Raw genomic sequence first — 14185 nt, 5'->3', positions numbered from 1 at the left:
AGGTGCGGGTGTGGTTTCTTCTGTAATTGCTTAATTGAGGGATATTGATAAATGGCAAACCAAAAAATCCGTATCCGCCTGAAAGCTTATGATTACAGTCTGATTGACCGTTCTGCGCAAGAAATTGTTGAAACTGCCAAACGTACTGGCGCTGTTGTTAAAGGTCCGATTCCTTTGCCAACTAAAATCGAACGTTTCAACATCTTGCGTTCTCCTCACGTGAACAAAACTTCTCGTGAACAATTGGAAATCCGTACCCACTTGCGTCTGATGGACATCGTGGATTGGACTGACAAAACTACTGATGCACTGATGAAACTGGATCTTCCAGCAGGTGTGGATGTAGAAATTAAAGTTCAATAAGAACTAAAAAACCGAACAGCTTGGCTGTTCGGTTTTTTATAGAATTCTTAGGCCGTCTGAAAATTTTCAGATATTTGGCAACACTTCATCCGAAAAAAATGATGGGTTTAAGAAGTAAAATTGAAATTTTTGTTGATATTTCTTTGATTTGTCAATTATAATGGCGGACTTGGTACATCCGTATCAAGTTTAACTTTGTCTGAAAGGCAGGCCAATCGTAGCCCGCCCCTTTACTTAAAAGGAAAATAATCATGACTTTAGGTCTGGTTGGACGCAAAGTTGGTATGACTCGCGTGTTCGATGAACAGGGTGTTTCTGTTCCGGTAACCGTTTTGGATATGTCTGCCAACCGCGTTACACAAGTGAAATCCAAAGATACTGACGGCTACACTGCTGTACAAGTTACCTTTGGTCAGAAAAAAGCTAATCGTGTCAACAAAACTGAAGCCGGTCACTTTGCTAAAGCAGGTGTTGAAGCTGGTCGCGGTTTGGTTGAGTTTGCTTTGACTGAAGAAAAACTGGCTGAATTGAAAGCCGGTGATGAAATTACCGGTTCTATGTTTGAAGTTGGTCAATTGGTAGATGTAACCGGTACCTCTAAAGGTAAAGGTTTCTCTGGTACGATCAAACGTCATAACTTCGGTGCTCAACGTACTTCCCACGGTAACTCCCGTTCTCACCGTGTTCCTGGTTCTATCGGTATGGCACAAGACCCTGGTCGCGTGTTCCCTGGTAAACGTATGGCAGGTCAATACGGTAACACTAAAGCAACTGTTCAAAAATTGGAAGTTGTACGTGTTGATGTTGAACGCCAACTCTTGTTGGTTAAAGGTGCTGTTCCGGGTTCGGTTAACAGCGACGTCGTGGTTCGTCCTAGCGTGAAAGTAGGTGCGTAATGGAATTGAAAGTAATTGACGCTAAAGGACAAGTATCTGGCAGCTTGGCTGTTTCTGATGCTTTGTTTGCTCGTGAATACAATGAAGCTTTGGTTCACCAACTGGTTACTGCTTACTTGGCAAATGCCCGTTCTGGTAATCGTGCTCAAAAAACTCGTGCCGAAGTAAACCACTCTACTAAAAAGCCATGGCGCCAAAAAGGTACCGGTCGTGCTCGTTCCGGTATGACTTCTTCTCCGCTGTGGCGTAAAGGTGGTCGTGCATTCCCAAACAAACCTGACGAAAACTTCACTCAAAAAGTGAACCGTAAAATGTATCGTGCCGGTATGGCGACTATTTTATCCCAACTGGCTCGTGATGAACGTTTGTTTGCAATCGAAGCATTGACTGCTGAAACTCCTAAAACCAAAGTTTTTGCCGAACAAGTGAAAAACTTGGGTTTGGAGCAAGTTCTGTTTGTAACTAAACAGCTCGACGAGAATGTTTACTTGGCTTCACGCAACTTGCCTAACGTATTGGTTTTGGAAGCTCAACAAGTTGATCCTTACAGCTTGCTGCGTTACAAAAAAGTCGTTATCACTAAAGATGCAGTTGCACAATTAGAGGAGCAATGGGTATGAATCAACAACGTTTGACTCAAGTAATCTTGGCACCTATCGTTTCTGAAAAAAGCAACGTATTGGCTGAAAAACGTAACCAAATGACGTTTAAAGTTTTGGCAAATGCAACCAAACCTGAAATTAAAGCGGCTGTTGAGCTGCTGTTCGGCGTTCAAGTTGCAGACGTTACTACTGTTACCATTAAAGGTAAAGTTAAACGTTTTGGTCGTACTTTAGGTCGTCGCAGCGATGTTAAAAAGGCTTATGTAAGCCTGGCTGCCGGTCAAGAGTTGGATTTGGAAGCCGCTGCTGCAGCTGCAGATAAGGAATAAACAAAATGGCAATCGTTAAAATGAAGCCGACCTCTGCAGGCCGTCGCGGCATGGTTCGCGTGGTAACAGAAGGTTTGCACAAAGGTGCACCTTATGCACCTCTGCTGGAAAAGAAAAATTCTACTGCCGGTCGTAACAACAATGGTCATATCACTACCCGTCATAAAGGTGGTGGCCATAAACATCATTACCGCGTTGTAGATTTCAAACGTAACAAAGACGGTATCCCTGCGAAAGTAGAGCGTATCGAATATGACCCTAACCGTACTGCATTTATCGCACTGTTGTGCTATGCAGATGGTGAGCGTCGCTACATCATTGCTCCTCGTGGTATTCAAGCAGGTGCAGTATTGGTTTCCGGTGCTGAGGCTGCTATCAAAGTGGGTAACACTCTGCCGATCCGCAATATTCCTGTTGGTACAACTATTCACTGTATCGAAATGAAACCAGGTAAAGGTGCGCAAATTGCGCGTTCTGCTGGTGCTTCTGCGGTATTGCTTGCAAAAGAAGGTGCTTACGCACAAGTTCGTTTGCGTTCTGGTGAAGTACGCAAAATTAGCGTAAATTGCCGTGCAACTATCGGTGAAGTTGGTAACGAAGAACAAAGCCTGAAAAAAATCGGTAAAGCTGGTGCTAACCGCTGGCGTGGTATTCGTCCGACCGTTCGTGGTGTTGTAATGAACCCTGTTGATCACCCACATGGTGGTGGTGAAGGCCGTACTGGTGAGGCTCGCGAACCGGTTAGCCCATGGGGTACTCCTGCTAAGGGCTACCGTACTCGTAATAACAAACGCACGGATAACATGATTGTTCGTCGTCGTTACTCAAATAAAGGTTAATTAGTATGGCTCGTTCATTAAAAAAAGGCCCATATGTAGACCTGCATTTGCTGAAAAAAGTAGATGCTGCTCGTGCAAGCAACGACAAACGCCCAATTAAAACTTGGTCACGTCGTTCTACCATTTTGCCTGATTTTATCGGTCTGACTATCGCTGTTCATAACGGTCGCACTCACGTGCCTGTGTTCATCAGCGACAATATGGTTGGTCATAAATTAGGTGAGTTCTCATTGACCCGTACCTTTAAAGGCCACTTGGCTGATAAAAAGGCTAAAAAGAAATAAGGTGAATCATGAGAGTAAGTGCACAACATAAAAACGCCCGTATTTCAGCTCAAAAAGCTCGTTTGGTGGCTGATTTGATTCGTGGTAAAGACGTTGCCCAAGCTTTGAATATCTTGGCATTCAGCCCTAAAAAAGGTGCTGAGCTGATTAAAAAAGTATTGGAATCAGCAATCGCCAATGCCGAGCACAACAATGGTGCTGACATTGACGAACTGAAAGTGGTAACTATCTTTGTTGACAAAGGCCCAAGCTTGAAACGTTTCCAAGCTCGTGCCAAAGGTCGCGGTAACCGCATCGAGAAACAAACTTGTCATATTAATGTGACAGTGGGCAACTAAGGAAAAGCTATGGGACAAAAGATTAACCCTACAGGCTTTCGCCTGGCGGTAACTAAAGACTGGGCTTCAAAATGGTTTGCTAAAAGCACCGACTTTTCTACTGTTTTGAAACAAGATATTGATGTTCGTAACTACTTGCGTAAAAAACTGGCTAATGCTTCAGTTGGTCGCGTAGTGATCGAGCGTCCTGCTAAATCTGCACGTATTACCATTCACTCTGCTCGTCCAGGTGTGGTTATTGGTAAAAAAGGTGAGGATATTGAAATCTTGAAGCGTGACTTGCAAGCTTTGATGGGTGTGCCTGTTCATGTAAATATTGAAGAGATTCGTCGTCCTGAATTGGATGCACAAATCATTGCTGATGGTATTGCCCAGCAGCTTGAAAAACGTGTTCAATTCCGTCGCGCTATGAAACGTGCAATGCAAAATGCAATGCGTTCTGGTGCTAAAGGCATCAAGATCATGACTTCAGGCCGTTTGAATGGTGCAGATATCGCTCGTAGCGAATGGTACCGTGAAGGTCGTGTGCCTTTGCATACTTTGCGTGCGAACGTAGATTATGCAACTAGCGAAGCACACACCACTTATGGTGTGCTGGGTCTGAAAGTTTGGGTTTATACAGAAGGTAATATTAAATCTTCTAAACCTGAGCATGAGAAGAAACAAAGAAAGGCAGGTGGACGTAATGCTGCAGCCAACTAGACTGAAATATCGCAAGCAACAAAAAGGTCGTAATACCGGTATTGCTACTCGCGGTAACAAAGTAAGTTTCGGTGAGTTCGGTTTGAAAGCCGTAGGCCGTGGTCGTTTGACTGCCCGCCAAATCGAAGCTGCTCGTCGTACTATGACTCGTCATATTAAACGTGGCGGTCGTATTTGGATTCGTGTATTCCCTGATAAACCAATTACTGAGAAACCTATCCAAGTTCGTATGGGTGGCGGTAAAGGTAATGTGGAATATTACATTGCTGAAGTTAAACCAGGCAAAGTATTGTACGAAATGGACGGTGTTCCTGAGTCTTTGGCTCGTGAAGCATTTGAATTGGCCGCTGCCAAATTGCCTATTCCTACAACCTTTGTAGTAAGACAGGTGGGTCAATAATGAAAGCAAATGAATTGAAAGACAAATCTATTGAGCAATTAAACACTGATTTGTTGGACTTGTTGAAAGCTCAGTTTGGCTTACGCATGCAAAATGCAACCGGTCAGTTGGGTAAATCTAGCGAGTTGAAACGTGTACGTCGCGATATTGCTCGTATTAAAACCATTTTAACTGAAAAAGGTGCTAAGTAATGAGCGAAGCTAAAAATGTTCGTACTTTGCAAGGCAAAGTGGTAAGCGACAAAATGGACAAAACTGTTACAGTATTGGTTGAGCGTAAAGTTAAACATCCTCTGTACGGTAAAATTATTCGTTTATCAACTAAAATCCATGCTCATGATGAAAACAATCAATATGGCATTGGTGATGTAGTGGTAATCGAGGAATCTCGTCCTTTGTCAAAAACCAAGTCTTGGGTTGTAAAAGAATTGGTTGAGAAAGCGCGTACTGTTTGATTTAAAACACAGTAATGTAGCTTAATAAGAAACGAAGTCTTGCAGCAAAGTTAATTTGCGTGTAAACTTCGTTTCTTATCTTCCAGCTTCTTATGGAAGTTTCTCTCCCTTCGGGATCCAAGACTGGTTTACTAGAACCGTGATGGTTTCATTTAATAAGCAGCTTAAAGTAAGGTGCGAGTTATATGAAAGTGGTAAATTAAGTTGGTTAATTTAAAGGTACTAATATGATTCAAATGCAGACCATCTTAGATGTGGCTGATAACTCTGGTGCGCGTCGCGTAATGTGCATCAAAGTATTAGGCGGATCTAAGCGTCGCTACGCTTCTGTTGGCGATATTATTAAAGTTGCAGTTAAAGATGCAGCCCCACGTGGTCGTGTCAAAAAAGGTGATGTATACAATGCGGTAGTTGTTCGTACTGCTAAGGGTGTGCGTCGTCCTGATGGTGCGTTAATTAAATTCGATAACAATGCTGCTGTGTTGTTGAATAATAAACTTGAACCTCTGGGTACTCGTATTTTTGGTCCGGTAACCCGTGAATTGCGTACTGAGCGATTTATGAAAATCGTTTCATTGGCGCCTGAAGTATTATAAGGAATAGCGCGATGAATAAAATCATTAAAGGCGATCAGGTTGTAGTGATTACTGGTAAAGATAAAGGTAAGCAAGGTCAAGTAGTTCGAGTATTGGGTGATAAAGTTGTTGTTGAGGGTGTTAATGTTGTAAAACGCCATCAAAAACCTAATCCAATGCGTGGTATTGAGGGTGGTATTATTACTAAAGAAATGCCTTTGGATATTTCTAATATTGCAATCCTGAATCCGGAAACTAATAAAGCAGACCGTGTTGGTATTAAGCTGATTGAAAATGAAGGCAAAGTTAAACGCGTTCGTTTCTTCAAATCAAATGGCTCTATCATTGGAGCATAAGGAGATAACATGGCTCGTTTGAGAGAGTTTTATAAAGATACAGTTGTTCCTGAATTGGTTAAACAATTTGGTTACAAATCAGTAATGGAAGTTCCACGTATTGAAAAAATCACCTTGAATATGGGTGTAGGTGAAGCTGTTGCTGATAAAAAAGTTATGGAGCACGCTGTTTCTGATTTAGAGAAAATTGCTGGCCAAAAACCAGTTGTTACTGTTGCTCGTAAATCTATCGCAGGTTTTAAAATCCGTGATAACTATCCAGTTGGTTGCAAAGTAACTTTGCGTCGTGATCAAATGTTTGAATTTTTAGATCGTTTGATTACTATTGCATTGCCTCGCGTACGTGACTTCCGTGGTGTAAGCGGTAAATCATTTGATGGTCGTGGCAATTACAATATGGGCGTTCGCGAGCAAATTATTTTCCCGGAAATTGAATACGATAAAATCGATGCTTTGCGTGGTTTGAATATTACTATTACAACTACTGCAAAAACTGATGAAGAAGCGAAAGCTTTGTTGTCACTGTTCAAGTTTCCGTTTAAAGGATAATCATGGCTAAGAAAGCACTTATTAATCGTGAGCTGAAACGTCAAGCATTGGCGAAAAAGTTTGCAGCTAAACGTGAGGCAATTTTCGCTGTTATTAATGATGCTAATGCGACTGAAGAAGAACGTTTTGAAGCACGTTTGAAATTTCAATCCATTCCTCGTAATGCAGCACCTGTACGTCAACGTCGTCGTTGTGCTTTAACAGGTCGTCCTCGTGGCACTTTCCGTAAATTTGGTTTGGGCCGTATTAAAATCCGTGAAATCGCTATGCGTGGCGAGATCCCTGGTGTTGTTAAAGCTAGCTGGTAATAGGAGTATAAATAATGAGTATGCATGATCCTATTTCCGATATGTTGACTCGTATTCGCAATGCGCAACGTGCTAATAAAGCAGCAGTTGCCATGCCTTCTTCTAAACTGAAATGTGCAATTGCAAAAGTTCTGAAAGAAGAAGGTTATATCGAGGATTTTGCGGTTTCTGCTGATGCAAAACCGGTATTGGAAATTCAATTGAAATACTATGCAGGTCGTCCTGTGATTGAGCAAATTAAACGTGTTTCACGTCCAGGTTTGCGTATTTACAAAGCATCAAGTGAGATCCCTAGCGTAATGAATGGTTTGGGTGTCGCTATTGTTAGTACTTCTAAAGGTGTAATGACTGATCGCAAAGCCCGTTCTGAGGGTGTTGGTGGTGAGTTGTTGTGCATCGTAGCCTAGTGGAGAAAAGTAAATGTCACGCGTCGCAAAAAACCCAGTGACTGTTCCTACTGGTGTAGAAGTAAAATTCGGAACAGATGCATTGGTTATCAAAGGTAAAAACGGTGAGTTGTCTTTTCCTTTGCATTCCGATGTTGCTATTGAACTGAACGATGGTAAATTGACTTTTGCTGCAAAAAATGACAGTAAGCAGGCTAATGCTATGTCTGGTACTGCTCGTGCATTAGTTAATAACATGGTTAAGGGTGTTTCTGAAGGTTTTGAGAAAAAACTTCAATTGATTGGTGTGGGTTATCGTGCCCAAGCTCAAGGTAAAGTTTTGAACCTGTCTTTGGGTTTCTCTCATCCAATCGTATATGAAATGCCTGAAGGTGTTTCCGTTCAAACTCCTAGCCAAACAGAAATCGTTTTGACTGGTGCAGATAAACAAGTGGTTGGCCAAGTCGCTGCTGAAATTCGTGCATTCCGTTCTCCTGAGCCTTATAAAGGTAAAGGTGTTCGTTATGTAGGTGAAGTAGTAGTGATGAAAGAAGCCAAGAAAAAATAATTGAGGTTCACTAATGGATAAACATACAACCCGACTCCGTCGTGCACGCAAAACCCGTGCGCGTATTGCGGACTTGAAAATGGTAAGATTATGTGTGTTCCGCAGCAATAATCATATTTATGCTCAAGTAATTAGTGCTGAAGGTGATAAAGTATTGGCTCAAGCCTCTACATTGGAAGCTGAAGTACGTAGTAGCCTGAAATCAGGTAGCAACGTTGAAGCAGCAGCTGTAGTTGGTAAGCGTATTGCTGAAAAAGCTAAAGCAGTGGGTGTTGAAAAAGTTGCTTTTGACCGTTCAGGTTTCCAATATCACGGTCGTGTGAAAGCTTTGGCTGAAGCTGCACGTGAAAATGGTTTAAGCTTCTAATATTTGGAGACTTTCAGATGGCAAAACATGAAATTGAAGAACGCGGTGACGGCCTGATTGAAAAGATGGTCGCAGTTAATCGCGTGACTAAAGTAGTTAAAGGTGGCCGTATCATGGCTTTCTCTGCACTGACTGTTGTTGGTGATGGTGATGGTCGCATCGGTATGGGCAAAGGTAAATCAAAAGAAGTACCAGTTGCTGTTCAAAAAGCAATGGATCAAGCTCGTCGCTCTATGATTAAAGTGCCTTTGAAAAACGGTACTATTCATCATGAGGTTATTGGTCGTCATGGTGCTACTAAGGTATTTATGCAACCTGCTAAAGAAGGTAGCGGTGTGAAAGCTGGTGGTCCAATGCGTTTAGTATTTGATGCTATGGGTATCCATAACATTTCAGCTAAAGTACATGGTTCTACTAATCCTTACAATATTGTACGCGCTACATTAGACGGTTTGTCTAAACTGTATACCCCTGCTGATATTGCTGCAAAACGTGGCTTGACAGTAGAAGATATTTTGGGAGCTAACCATGACTGAGCAAAAAAAGATTAAAGTTACATTGGTTAAGAGCCTGATCGGTACAATTGAATCTCATCGTGCATGTGCTCGTGGTTTGGGTTTGCGTCGCCGTGAACATACTGTAGAGGTTTTGGATACCCCTGAAAACCGTGGTATGATCAATAAAATCAGCTACTTGTTGAAAGTGGAGTCTTAATATGTTTTTGAATACTATTCAACCTGCTGAGGGTGCTACTCACGCTAGTCGTCGTGTAGGCCGTGGTATTGGTAGCGGCTTAGGTAAGACAGGTGGTCGTGGTCATAAAGGTCAAAAAAGCCGTTCTGGTGGCTTCCACAAGGTAGGTTTTGAAGGCGGTCAAATGCCTTTGCAACGTCGTCTGCCGAAACGTGGTTTCAAATCTTTGACTGCAGCCGCTAATGCTGAAGTTCGTTTGAGTGAATTGAATCTGATTGCTGTTAACGAGATTGATGTCTTGGTTCTTAAACAAGCTGGTCTGATTCCTGCAACTGCTTCTAATGTAAAAGTTATTGCTTCTGGTGAAATCTCAAAAGCGGTTACCTTGAAAGGTGTAAAAGCTACTAAAGGTGCTAAAGCTGCTATTGAAGCTACCGGTGGTAAAGTAGAAGAATAAGGCTTGCACTACAGTGGCTAATCAACAATCTTTATCAGGATTATCCAAATTTGGTGATCTGAAAAAACGTCTGGTGTTCCTTTTAGGTGCTTTGGTCGTTTTCCGTATTGGTGCTCATATACCGGTACCGGGCGTAGATGCTGTTGCATTAGCTAAGTTATACGAAGGCGCTGCAAACGGCATATTCGGAATGTTAAATATGTTCTCGGGTGGTTCGTTGGAGCGCTTTAGTATATTTGCAATAGGTATCATGCCTTATATTTCATCGTCGATTATTGTTCAGCTTGCTTCTGAAATTGTTCCTTCTTTAAAAGCTTTAAAGAAGGAAGGTGAGGCTGGTAGGAAAATAATTACGAAATATACTAGGTATGGGACGGTATTATTGGCTGTATTGCAAAGCTTTGGTGTTGCAACATTTGTTTATCAACAAGGTGTTGTTGTAACGAGTTCGCTTGAGTTTCATATTTCTACAGTAGTCTGTTTGGTTACAGGTACTATGTTTCTAATGTGGTTAGGGGAACAAATTACCGAGCGTGGTATTGGTAATGGTATTTCTTTAATTATTACAGCAGGCATTGTATCGGGTATCCCATCCGGTATTGTTCGGTTGTTAACTTTGACTGAACAAGGCTCTATGAGTATGTTGATGGCGGTATCAATTGTGATTGGTATTTTGCTGTTGATCTATGCTGTAGTTTATTTTGAGAGTGCTCAGCGTAAAGTTCCTGTGCATTATGCTAAAAGACAGTTTGGCTCTGGAGTGATGCCGGGACAAAGCATTCATATGCCGTTCAAGCTAAATATGGCAGGTGTTATTCCTCCTATTTTTGCTTCCAGTATTATTTTATTTCCATCTACACTTTTAGGTTGGTTTGGTTCAAATAGTACGAATTCTGTTCTTCATAAGGTTGCTGCAATGCTGCAACACGGACAGCCTTTATATATTGTATTATTTGCCACAACTATCATCTTTTTCTGCTATTTCTATACTGCTTTAGTATTTAGCCCTAAAGAGATGGCTGAAAATTTGAAGAAGAGTGGTGCATTTGTGCCAGGTATTCGCCCAGGTGAGCAAACCTCTAGATATTTGGAAAAAGTGGTACTGAGACTGACATTATTTGGTGCTTTGTACATTACTACAATCTGTCTGATACCTGAATTTTTAACGACAGCATTGAAGGTTCCTTTCTATTTAGGTGGAACATCTTTGCTTATTTTGGTTGTCGTTACAATGGATTTTAGGACGCAAATCAATTCGTATCGAATGAGTAGTCAGTATGAAGACTTGATGAGTCGTCCAGATATGAAATCTTTGTCACGTAAGTAGGCTTATGGCTAAAGAAGATACCATACAGATGCAGGGTGAAATCCTTGAGACTTTGCCCAATGCAACATTTAAAGTAAAACTGGAAAATGATCATGTAGTACTTGGTCATATATCTGGCAAAATGCGGATGCACTATATCCGTATTTCTCCAGGTGATAAGGTAACAGTTGAATTAACTCCTTATGATTTAACCCGTGCTCGGATTGTTTTCCGAGCAAGATAAACGATAAAAGGAAATAAAATGCGTGTACAACCTTCTGTAAAGAAAATTTGTCGCAATTGCAAGATTATTCGTCGTAATCGTGTAGTTCGCGTAATTTGTACTGACCCACGTCACAAACAACGTCAAGGTTAAGAAGCTAGTTTTCTTAACTATTGATTTTGTGGTATAGTGACATAATTTGCCCTAAAAAGGAAAAAATATGGCTCGTATTGCAGGGGTAAATATCCCTAATAATGCCCATATCGTAATTGGCCTTCAGGCTATTTATGGTATTGGTGCGACTCGTGCTAAATTGATTTGTGAGGCAGCAAATATTGCTCCTACTACTAAAGCAAAAGATTTGGACGAGGCTCAATTAGACGCTTTGCGTGAGCAAGTTGCTAAATATGAAGTTGAAGGTGATTTGCGTCGTGAAGTAACGATGAGCATTAAACGACTGATGGATATGGGTTGCTATCGTGGCTTCCGTCATCGTCGTGGCTTGCCTTGTCGTGGTCAACGCACTCGCACAAATGCCCGTACCCGTAAAGGTCCGCGCAAAGCGATTGCCGGTAAGAAATAAATTTTAAGGAATTTGATTAATGGCTAAAGCAAACACAGCTTCGCGTGTACGTAAAAAAGTACGTAAAACCGTAAGCGAAGGTATTGTGCACGTTCATGCATCTTTCAACAATACCATCATTACAATCACTGACCGTCAAGGCAATGCATTGTCTTGGGCTACCTCTGGCGGCGCTGGTTTTAAAGGTTCTCGTAAAAGTACACCATTTGCAGCACAAGTTGCAGCAGAAGCAGCTGGTAAAGTTGCCCAAGAGTATGGCGTTAAAAATTTAGAAGTCCGCATTAAAGGCCCTGGCCCTGGTCGCGAATCTTCTGTACGTGCTTTAAACGCTCTTGGTTTCAAGATTACCAGCATTACTGACGTTACCCCGTTGCCTCATAACGGTTGCCGTCCGCCTAAAAAACGTCGTATTTAATATTGGAGTGATTTAAAACATGGCACGTTATATTGGCCCTAAATGTAAATTAGCACGTCGCGAAGGTACGGATCTGTTTTTGAAGAGTGCACGTCGCTCTTTGGATTCAAAATGTAAAATGGATTCTGCACCTGGTCAGCACGGTGCGAAAAAACCACGTTTGTCAGACTACGGTTTGCAATTGCGTGAAAAACAAAAAATCCGTCGTATTTATGGCGTGTTAGAACGCCAATTCCGTCGTTACTTTGCGGAAGCTGATCGTCGTAAAGGTTCTACCGGTGAATTGCTGTTGCAATTGCTGGAGTCCCGTTTGGATAATGTCGTTTATCGTATGGGTTTTGGCTCTACCCGCGCTGAAGCACGTCAATTGGTTTCTCACAAAGCTATCGTCGTAAACGGTCAAGTTGTTAATATCCCTTCTTTCCAAGTTAAAGCAGGTGATGTTGTAGCTGTTCGTGAAAAAGCTAAGAAACAAGTACGTATCCAAGAAGCATTGAGCCTGGCTACTCAAATTGGCTTGCCAAGCTGGGTGTCTGTTGATGCCGACAAATTGGAAGGCGTATTCAAAAATATGCCGGATCGCTCAGAATTGTCTGGCGATATTAATGAACAGCTGGTGGTAGAGTTCTACTCTAAATAATGCTAGCTCAATGAGGGACAGTTAAATGCAAAATAGCACAACCGAATTTTTGAAACCTCGTCAAATCGATGTAGATACTTTGTCTTCCACTCGGGCCAAGGTGTCTATGCAGCCATTTGAACGTGGTTTTGGTCATACTTTAGGTAATGCTTTGCGTCGTATCTTACTGTCATCCATGAATGGCTTTGCCCCAACTGAAGTAGTTATTTCCGGCGTATTGCACGAATACTCTACTATTGATGGTGTTCAGGAGGATGTTGTTGATGTTCTCTTGAACATTAAAGGTATCGTATTCAAGCTTCACGGTCGTAACCAAGTTCAGTTGACTTTGAAAAAAACAGGTGCCGGTGCAGTTGTAGCCGGTGATATTGATTTGCCACACGATGTGGAAATTATCAATCCTGAGCATGTTATTTGCCACTTGGCTGACAATGGCCAAATTGACATGGAAATTAAAGTAGAGCAAGGTCGTGGTTATCAATCTGTTTCAGGCCGTCGCGTATTGCGTGATGAGAACAAACAGATTGGTGCGATTCAGTTGGATGCGAGCTTTTCGCCCATCAGTCGTGTTAGCTTTGAAGTTGAACCTGCACGCGTAGAGCAACGCACGGATTTGGATAAATTGGTTTTGGATATTGAAACCAATGGTTCTATTGATCCGGAAGAGGCTGTACGTAGTGCCGCACGTATCTTAATTGACCAAATGTCTATTTTTGCAGATCTGCAAGGTACTCCGGTTGAAGAGGTTGAAGAAAAAGCGCCTCCTATCGATCCTATCTTGCTGCGTCCTGTAGATGATTTGGAATTAACCGTACGTTCAGCTAATTGTCTGAAAGCTGAAGATATTTACTATATTGGCGATTTGATTCAACGTACTGAAACCGAGCTTCTCAAGACCCCTAATTTGGGTCGTAAATCTTTGAATGAGATCAAAGAAGTGTTGGCCTCTAAAGGTCTGACATTAGGTTCTAAATTAGAAGCTTGGCCGCCTGTAGGCTTAGAAAAGCCGTAAGTTTGAAGATTAAAGGATAATGACATGCGTCATCGTAATGGCAACCGCAAATTAAACCGTACTAGCAGCCACCGTGCTGCGATGCTGCGCAATATGGCGAATTCCTTGTTGACTCACGAAACCATCGTGACAACTTTGCCTAAAGCAAAAGAATTGCGCCGCGTAGTTGAGCCCTTGATTACCTTGGGCAAAAAACCTTCTTTGGCAAACCGTCGTTTGGCTTTTGACCGCACTCGCGATCGTGATGTTGTAGTTAAATTGTTTGACGAATTGGGTCCACGCTTTGCTGCTCGTAACGGCGGCTATGTTCGTGTACTGAAATACGGTTTCCGTAAAGGCGACAATGCTCCTTTGGCATTGGTTGAATTGGTTGATAAAGCAGCTGATTCTGCTGAATAAGCACATTAATATGAAAGCACTACCTGTTTAGGTGGTGCTTTTTTATTTGGATGGCCCCTTTCTCATTTCGCAGTGCTACAATAAACAGCGACTGATTATGTTGTGTCTCAGAGTTGTAGCTCCCTTTCTCATTTCGCAGTG

The 14185-nt window shown here is 42.0% G+C and carries 29 protein-coding genes; all 29 read left to right on the top strand.

Features of this window, described 5'->3' with window-relative positions; translation table 11 throughout:
- Positions 1-51: 51 nt before the first annotated feature.
- The 29 genes from rpsJ to rplQ all read left to right on the top strand — a co-directional run bounded on the left by rpsJ (position 52) and on the right by rplQ (position 14044).
- On the top strand, positions 52-363 hold the full coding sequence (gene rpsJ, locus HMPREF3139_RS06380) for a 30S ribosomal protein S10 (protein WP_002642322.1): 312 nt from the start codon (positions 52-54) through the stop codon (positions 361-363).
- A gap of 251 nt (positions 364-614) precedes the next feature.
- Positions 615-1259 carry a 50S ribosomal protein L3 gene (gene rplC / locus HMPREF3139_RS06375; protein ID WP_070461287.1) on the top strand — a complete coding sequence of 215 codons (645 nt, stop codon included), beginning with the start codon at positions 615-617 and terminating at the stop codon, positions 1257-1259.
- Positions 1259-1879 (top strand): 50S ribosomal protein L4, encoded by a 621-nt coding sequence (gene rplD / locus HMPREF3139_RS06370; protein WP_003684798.1) that lies wholly within the window; start codon positions 1259-1261, stop codon positions 1877-1879. The genes rplC and rplD overlap by 1 nt, the downstream gene beginning before the upstream one ends.
- Entirely contained in the window at positions 1876-2190 is a 315-nt protein-coding gene (rplW, locus tag HMPREF3139_RS06365) for a 50S ribosomal protein L23 (RefSeq protein ID WP_002243944.1), read from the top strand. The genes rplD and rplW overlap by 4 nt, the downstream gene beginning before the upstream one ends.
- Positions 2191-2195: 5 nt before the next feature.
- Positions 2196-3029 (top strand): 50S ribosomal protein L2, encoded by an 834-nt coding sequence (gene rplB / locus HMPREF3139_RS06360; RefSeq protein WP_003684813.1) that lies wholly within the window; start codon positions 2196-2198, stop codon positions 3027-3029.
- A gap of 5 nt (positions 3030-3034) precedes the next feature.
- The gene (gene rpsS, locus HMPREF3139_RS06355) at positions 3035-3313 is read left to right on the top strand and encodes a 30S ribosomal protein S19 (RefSeq protein WP_002215422.1); all 279 of its coding nucleotides are present in this window, start codon (positions 3035-3037) and stop codon (positions 3311-3313) included.
- Between the two features lie 8 nt (positions 3314-3321).
- Entirely contained in the window at positions 3322-3651 is a 330-nt protein-coding gene (gene rplV, locus HMPREF3139_RS06350; protein ID WP_003749277.1) for a 50S ribosomal protein L22, read from the top strand.
- A 9-nt stretch (positions 3652-3660) separates the two neighbouring features.
- Positions 3661-4353 carry a 30S ribosomal protein S3 gene (rpsC, locus tag HMPREF3139_RS06345; RefSeq protein WP_003684753.1) on the top strand — a complete coding sequence of 231 codons (693 nt, stop codon included), beginning with the start codon at positions 3661-3663 and terminating at the stop codon, positions 4351-4353.
- On the top strand, positions 4337-4753 hold the full coding sequence (rplP, locus tag HMPREF3139_RS06340) for a 50S ribosomal protein L16 (RefSeq protein ID WP_003684741.1): 417 nt from the start codon (positions 4337-4339) through the stop codon (positions 4751-4753). The genes rpsC and rplP overlap by 17 nt, the downstream gene beginning before the upstream one ends.
- Complete coding sequence (gene rpmC / locus HMPREF3139_RS06335; RefSeq protein ID WP_070461286.1) at positions 4753-4944, top strand: 50S ribosomal protein L29; 192 nt, start codon at positions 4753-4755, stop codon at positions 4942-4944. The genes rplP and rpmC overlap by 1 nt, the downstream gene beginning before the upstream one ends.
- The gene (gene rpsQ, locus HMPREF3139_RS06330; RefSeq protein ID WP_003684766.1) at positions 4944-5207 is read left to right on the top strand and encodes a 30S ribosomal protein S17; all 264 of its coding nucleotides are present in this window, start codon (positions 4944-4946) and stop codon (positions 5205-5207) included. The genes rpmC and rpsQ overlap by 1 nt, the downstream gene beginning before the upstream one ends.
- 227 nt (positions 5208-5434) lie before the next feature.
- The gene (rplN, locus tag HMPREF3139_RS06325) at positions 5435-5803 is read left to right on the top strand and encodes a 50S ribosomal protein L14 (RefSeq protein ID WP_002215434.1); all 369 of its coding nucleotides are present in this window, start codon (positions 5435-5437) and stop codon (positions 5801-5803) included.
- Between the two features lie 11 nt (positions 5804-5814).
- Complete coding sequence (gene rplX / locus HMPREF3139_RS06320; protein ID WP_003684754.1) at positions 5815-6138, top strand: 50S ribosomal protein L24; 324 nt, start codon at positions 5815-5817, stop codon at positions 6136-6138.
- 9 nt (positions 6139-6147) lie between these two features.
- Positions 6148-6687, top strand: a complete 540-nt coding sequence (gene rplE / locus HMPREF3139_RS06315) for a 50S ribosomal protein L5 (protein ID WP_003684750.1) — start codon at positions 6148-6150, stop codon at positions 6685-6687.
- 2 nt (positions 6688-6689) lie between these two features.
- Entirely contained in the window at positions 6690-6995 is a 306-nt protein-coding gene (rpsN, locus tag HMPREF3139_RS06310; RefSeq protein WP_003684736.1) for a 30S ribosomal protein S14, read from the top strand.
- Positions 6996-7009: 14 nt separating this feature from the next.
- The gene (gene rpsH / locus HMPREF3139_RS06305; RefSeq protein WP_003684738.1) at positions 7010-7402 is read left to right on the top strand and encodes a 30S ribosomal protein S8; all 393 of its coding nucleotides are present in this window, start codon (positions 7010-7012) and stop codon (positions 7400-7402) included.
- 13 nt (positions 7403-7415) lie between these two features.
- The gene (gene rplF / locus HMPREF3139_RS06300) at positions 7416-7949 is read left to right on the top strand and encodes a 50S ribosomal protein L6 (RefSeq protein WP_070461285.1); all 534 of its coding nucleotides are present in this window, start codon (positions 7416-7418) and stop codon (positions 7947-7949) included.
- Between the two features lie 13 nt (positions 7950-7962).
- The gene (gene rplR, locus HMPREF3139_RS06295) at positions 7963-8316 is read left to right on the top strand and encodes a 50S ribosomal protein L18 (RefSeq protein WP_003749287.1); all 354 of its coding nucleotides are present in this window, start codon (positions 7963-7965) and stop codon (positions 8314-8316) included.
- A 17-nt stretch (positions 8317-8333) separates the two neighbouring features.
- On the top strand, positions 8334-8852 hold the full coding sequence (gene rpsE, locus HMPREF3139_RS06290; RefSeq protein ID WP_003684704.1) for a 30S ribosomal protein S5: 519 nt from the start codon (positions 8334-8336) through the stop codon (positions 8850-8852).
- A complete protein-coding gene (rpmD, locus tag HMPREF3139_RS06285; protein WP_003684808.1) occupies positions 8845-9030 on the top strand; it encodes a 50S ribosomal protein L30 in 186 nt (61 codons plus the stop codon). The genes rpsE and rpmD overlap by 8 nt, the downstream gene beginning before the upstream one ends.
- A 1-nt stretch (position 9031) precedes the next feature.
- Positions 9032-9466 carry a 50S ribosomal protein L15 gene (rplO, locus tag HMPREF3139_RS06280; protein WP_070461284.1) on the top strand — a complete coding sequence of 145 codons (435 nt, stop codon included), beginning with the start codon at positions 9032-9034 and terminating at the stop codon, positions 9464-9466.
- A gap of 13 nt (positions 9467-9479) precedes the next feature.
- The gene (gene secY, locus HMPREF3139_RS06275) at positions 9480-10793 is read left to right on the top strand and encodes a preprotein translocase subunit SecY (RefSeq protein WP_070461283.1); all 1314 of its coding nucleotides are present in this window, start codon (positions 9480-9482) and stop codon (positions 10791-10793) included.
- Between the two features lie 4 nt (positions 10794-10797).
- On the top strand, positions 10798-11016 hold the full coding sequence (infA, locus tag HMPREF3139_RS06270) for a translation initiation factor IF-1 (RefSeq protein ID WP_003684714.1): 219 nt from the start codon (positions 10798-10800) through the stop codon (positions 11014-11016).
- An 18-nt stretch (positions 11017-11034) separates the two neighbouring features.
- Positions 11035-11148, top strand: coding sequence for a 50S ribosomal protein L36 (gene rpmJ, locus HMPREF3139_RS10630; protein WP_003697674.1), 114 nt, complete (start codon positions 11035-11037; stop codon positions 11146-11148).
- Between the two features lie 67 nt (positions 11149-11215).
- The gene (gene rpsM / locus HMPREF3139_RS06265; RefSeq protein WP_003749295.1) at positions 11216-11578 is read left to right on the top strand and encodes a 30S ribosomal protein S13; all 363 of its coding nucleotides are present in this window, start codon (positions 11216-11218) and stop codon (positions 11576-11578) included.
- A 19-nt stretch (positions 11579-11597) separates the two neighbouring features.
- Positions 11598-11993 (top strand): 30S ribosomal protein S11, encoded by a 396-nt coding sequence (gene rpsK, locus HMPREF3139_RS06260; RefSeq protein WP_002216249.1) that lies wholly within the window; start codon positions 11598-11600, stop codon positions 11991-11993.
- A gap of 19 nt (positions 11994-12012) precedes the next feature.
- Positions 12013-12633 (top strand): 30S ribosomal protein S4, encoded by a 621-nt coding sequence (gene rpsD / locus HMPREF3139_RS06255; protein ID WP_003749296.1) that lies wholly within the window; start codon positions 12013-12015, stop codon positions 12631-12633.
- A gap of 25 nt (positions 12634-12658) precedes the next feature.
- Entirely contained in the window at positions 12659-13645 is a 987-nt protein-coding gene (gene rpoA / locus HMPREF3139_RS06250) for a DNA-directed RNA polymerase subunit alpha (RefSeq protein ID WP_003684706.1), read from the top strand.
- Between the two features lie 24 nt (positions 13646-13669).
- On the top strand, positions 13670-14044 hold the full coding sequence (gene rplQ, locus HMPREF3139_RS06245; RefSeq protein WP_003684792.1) for a 50S ribosomal protein L17: 375 nt from the start codon (positions 13670-13672) through the stop codon (positions 14042-14044).
- Positions 14045-14185 lie beyond the last annotated feature (141 nt).

The sequence above is a fragment of the Neisseria sp. HMSC15G01 genome, assembly GCF_001808255.1.
In the GTDB taxonomy this organism is placed as follows: Bacteria; Pseudomonadota; Gammaproteobacteria; order Burkholderiales; family Neisseriaceae; genus Neisseria; species Neisseria subflava_A.
Note: the sequence above shows the minus strand (reverse complement) of the source record. Positions and strands in the feature narration are given on the sequence as shown.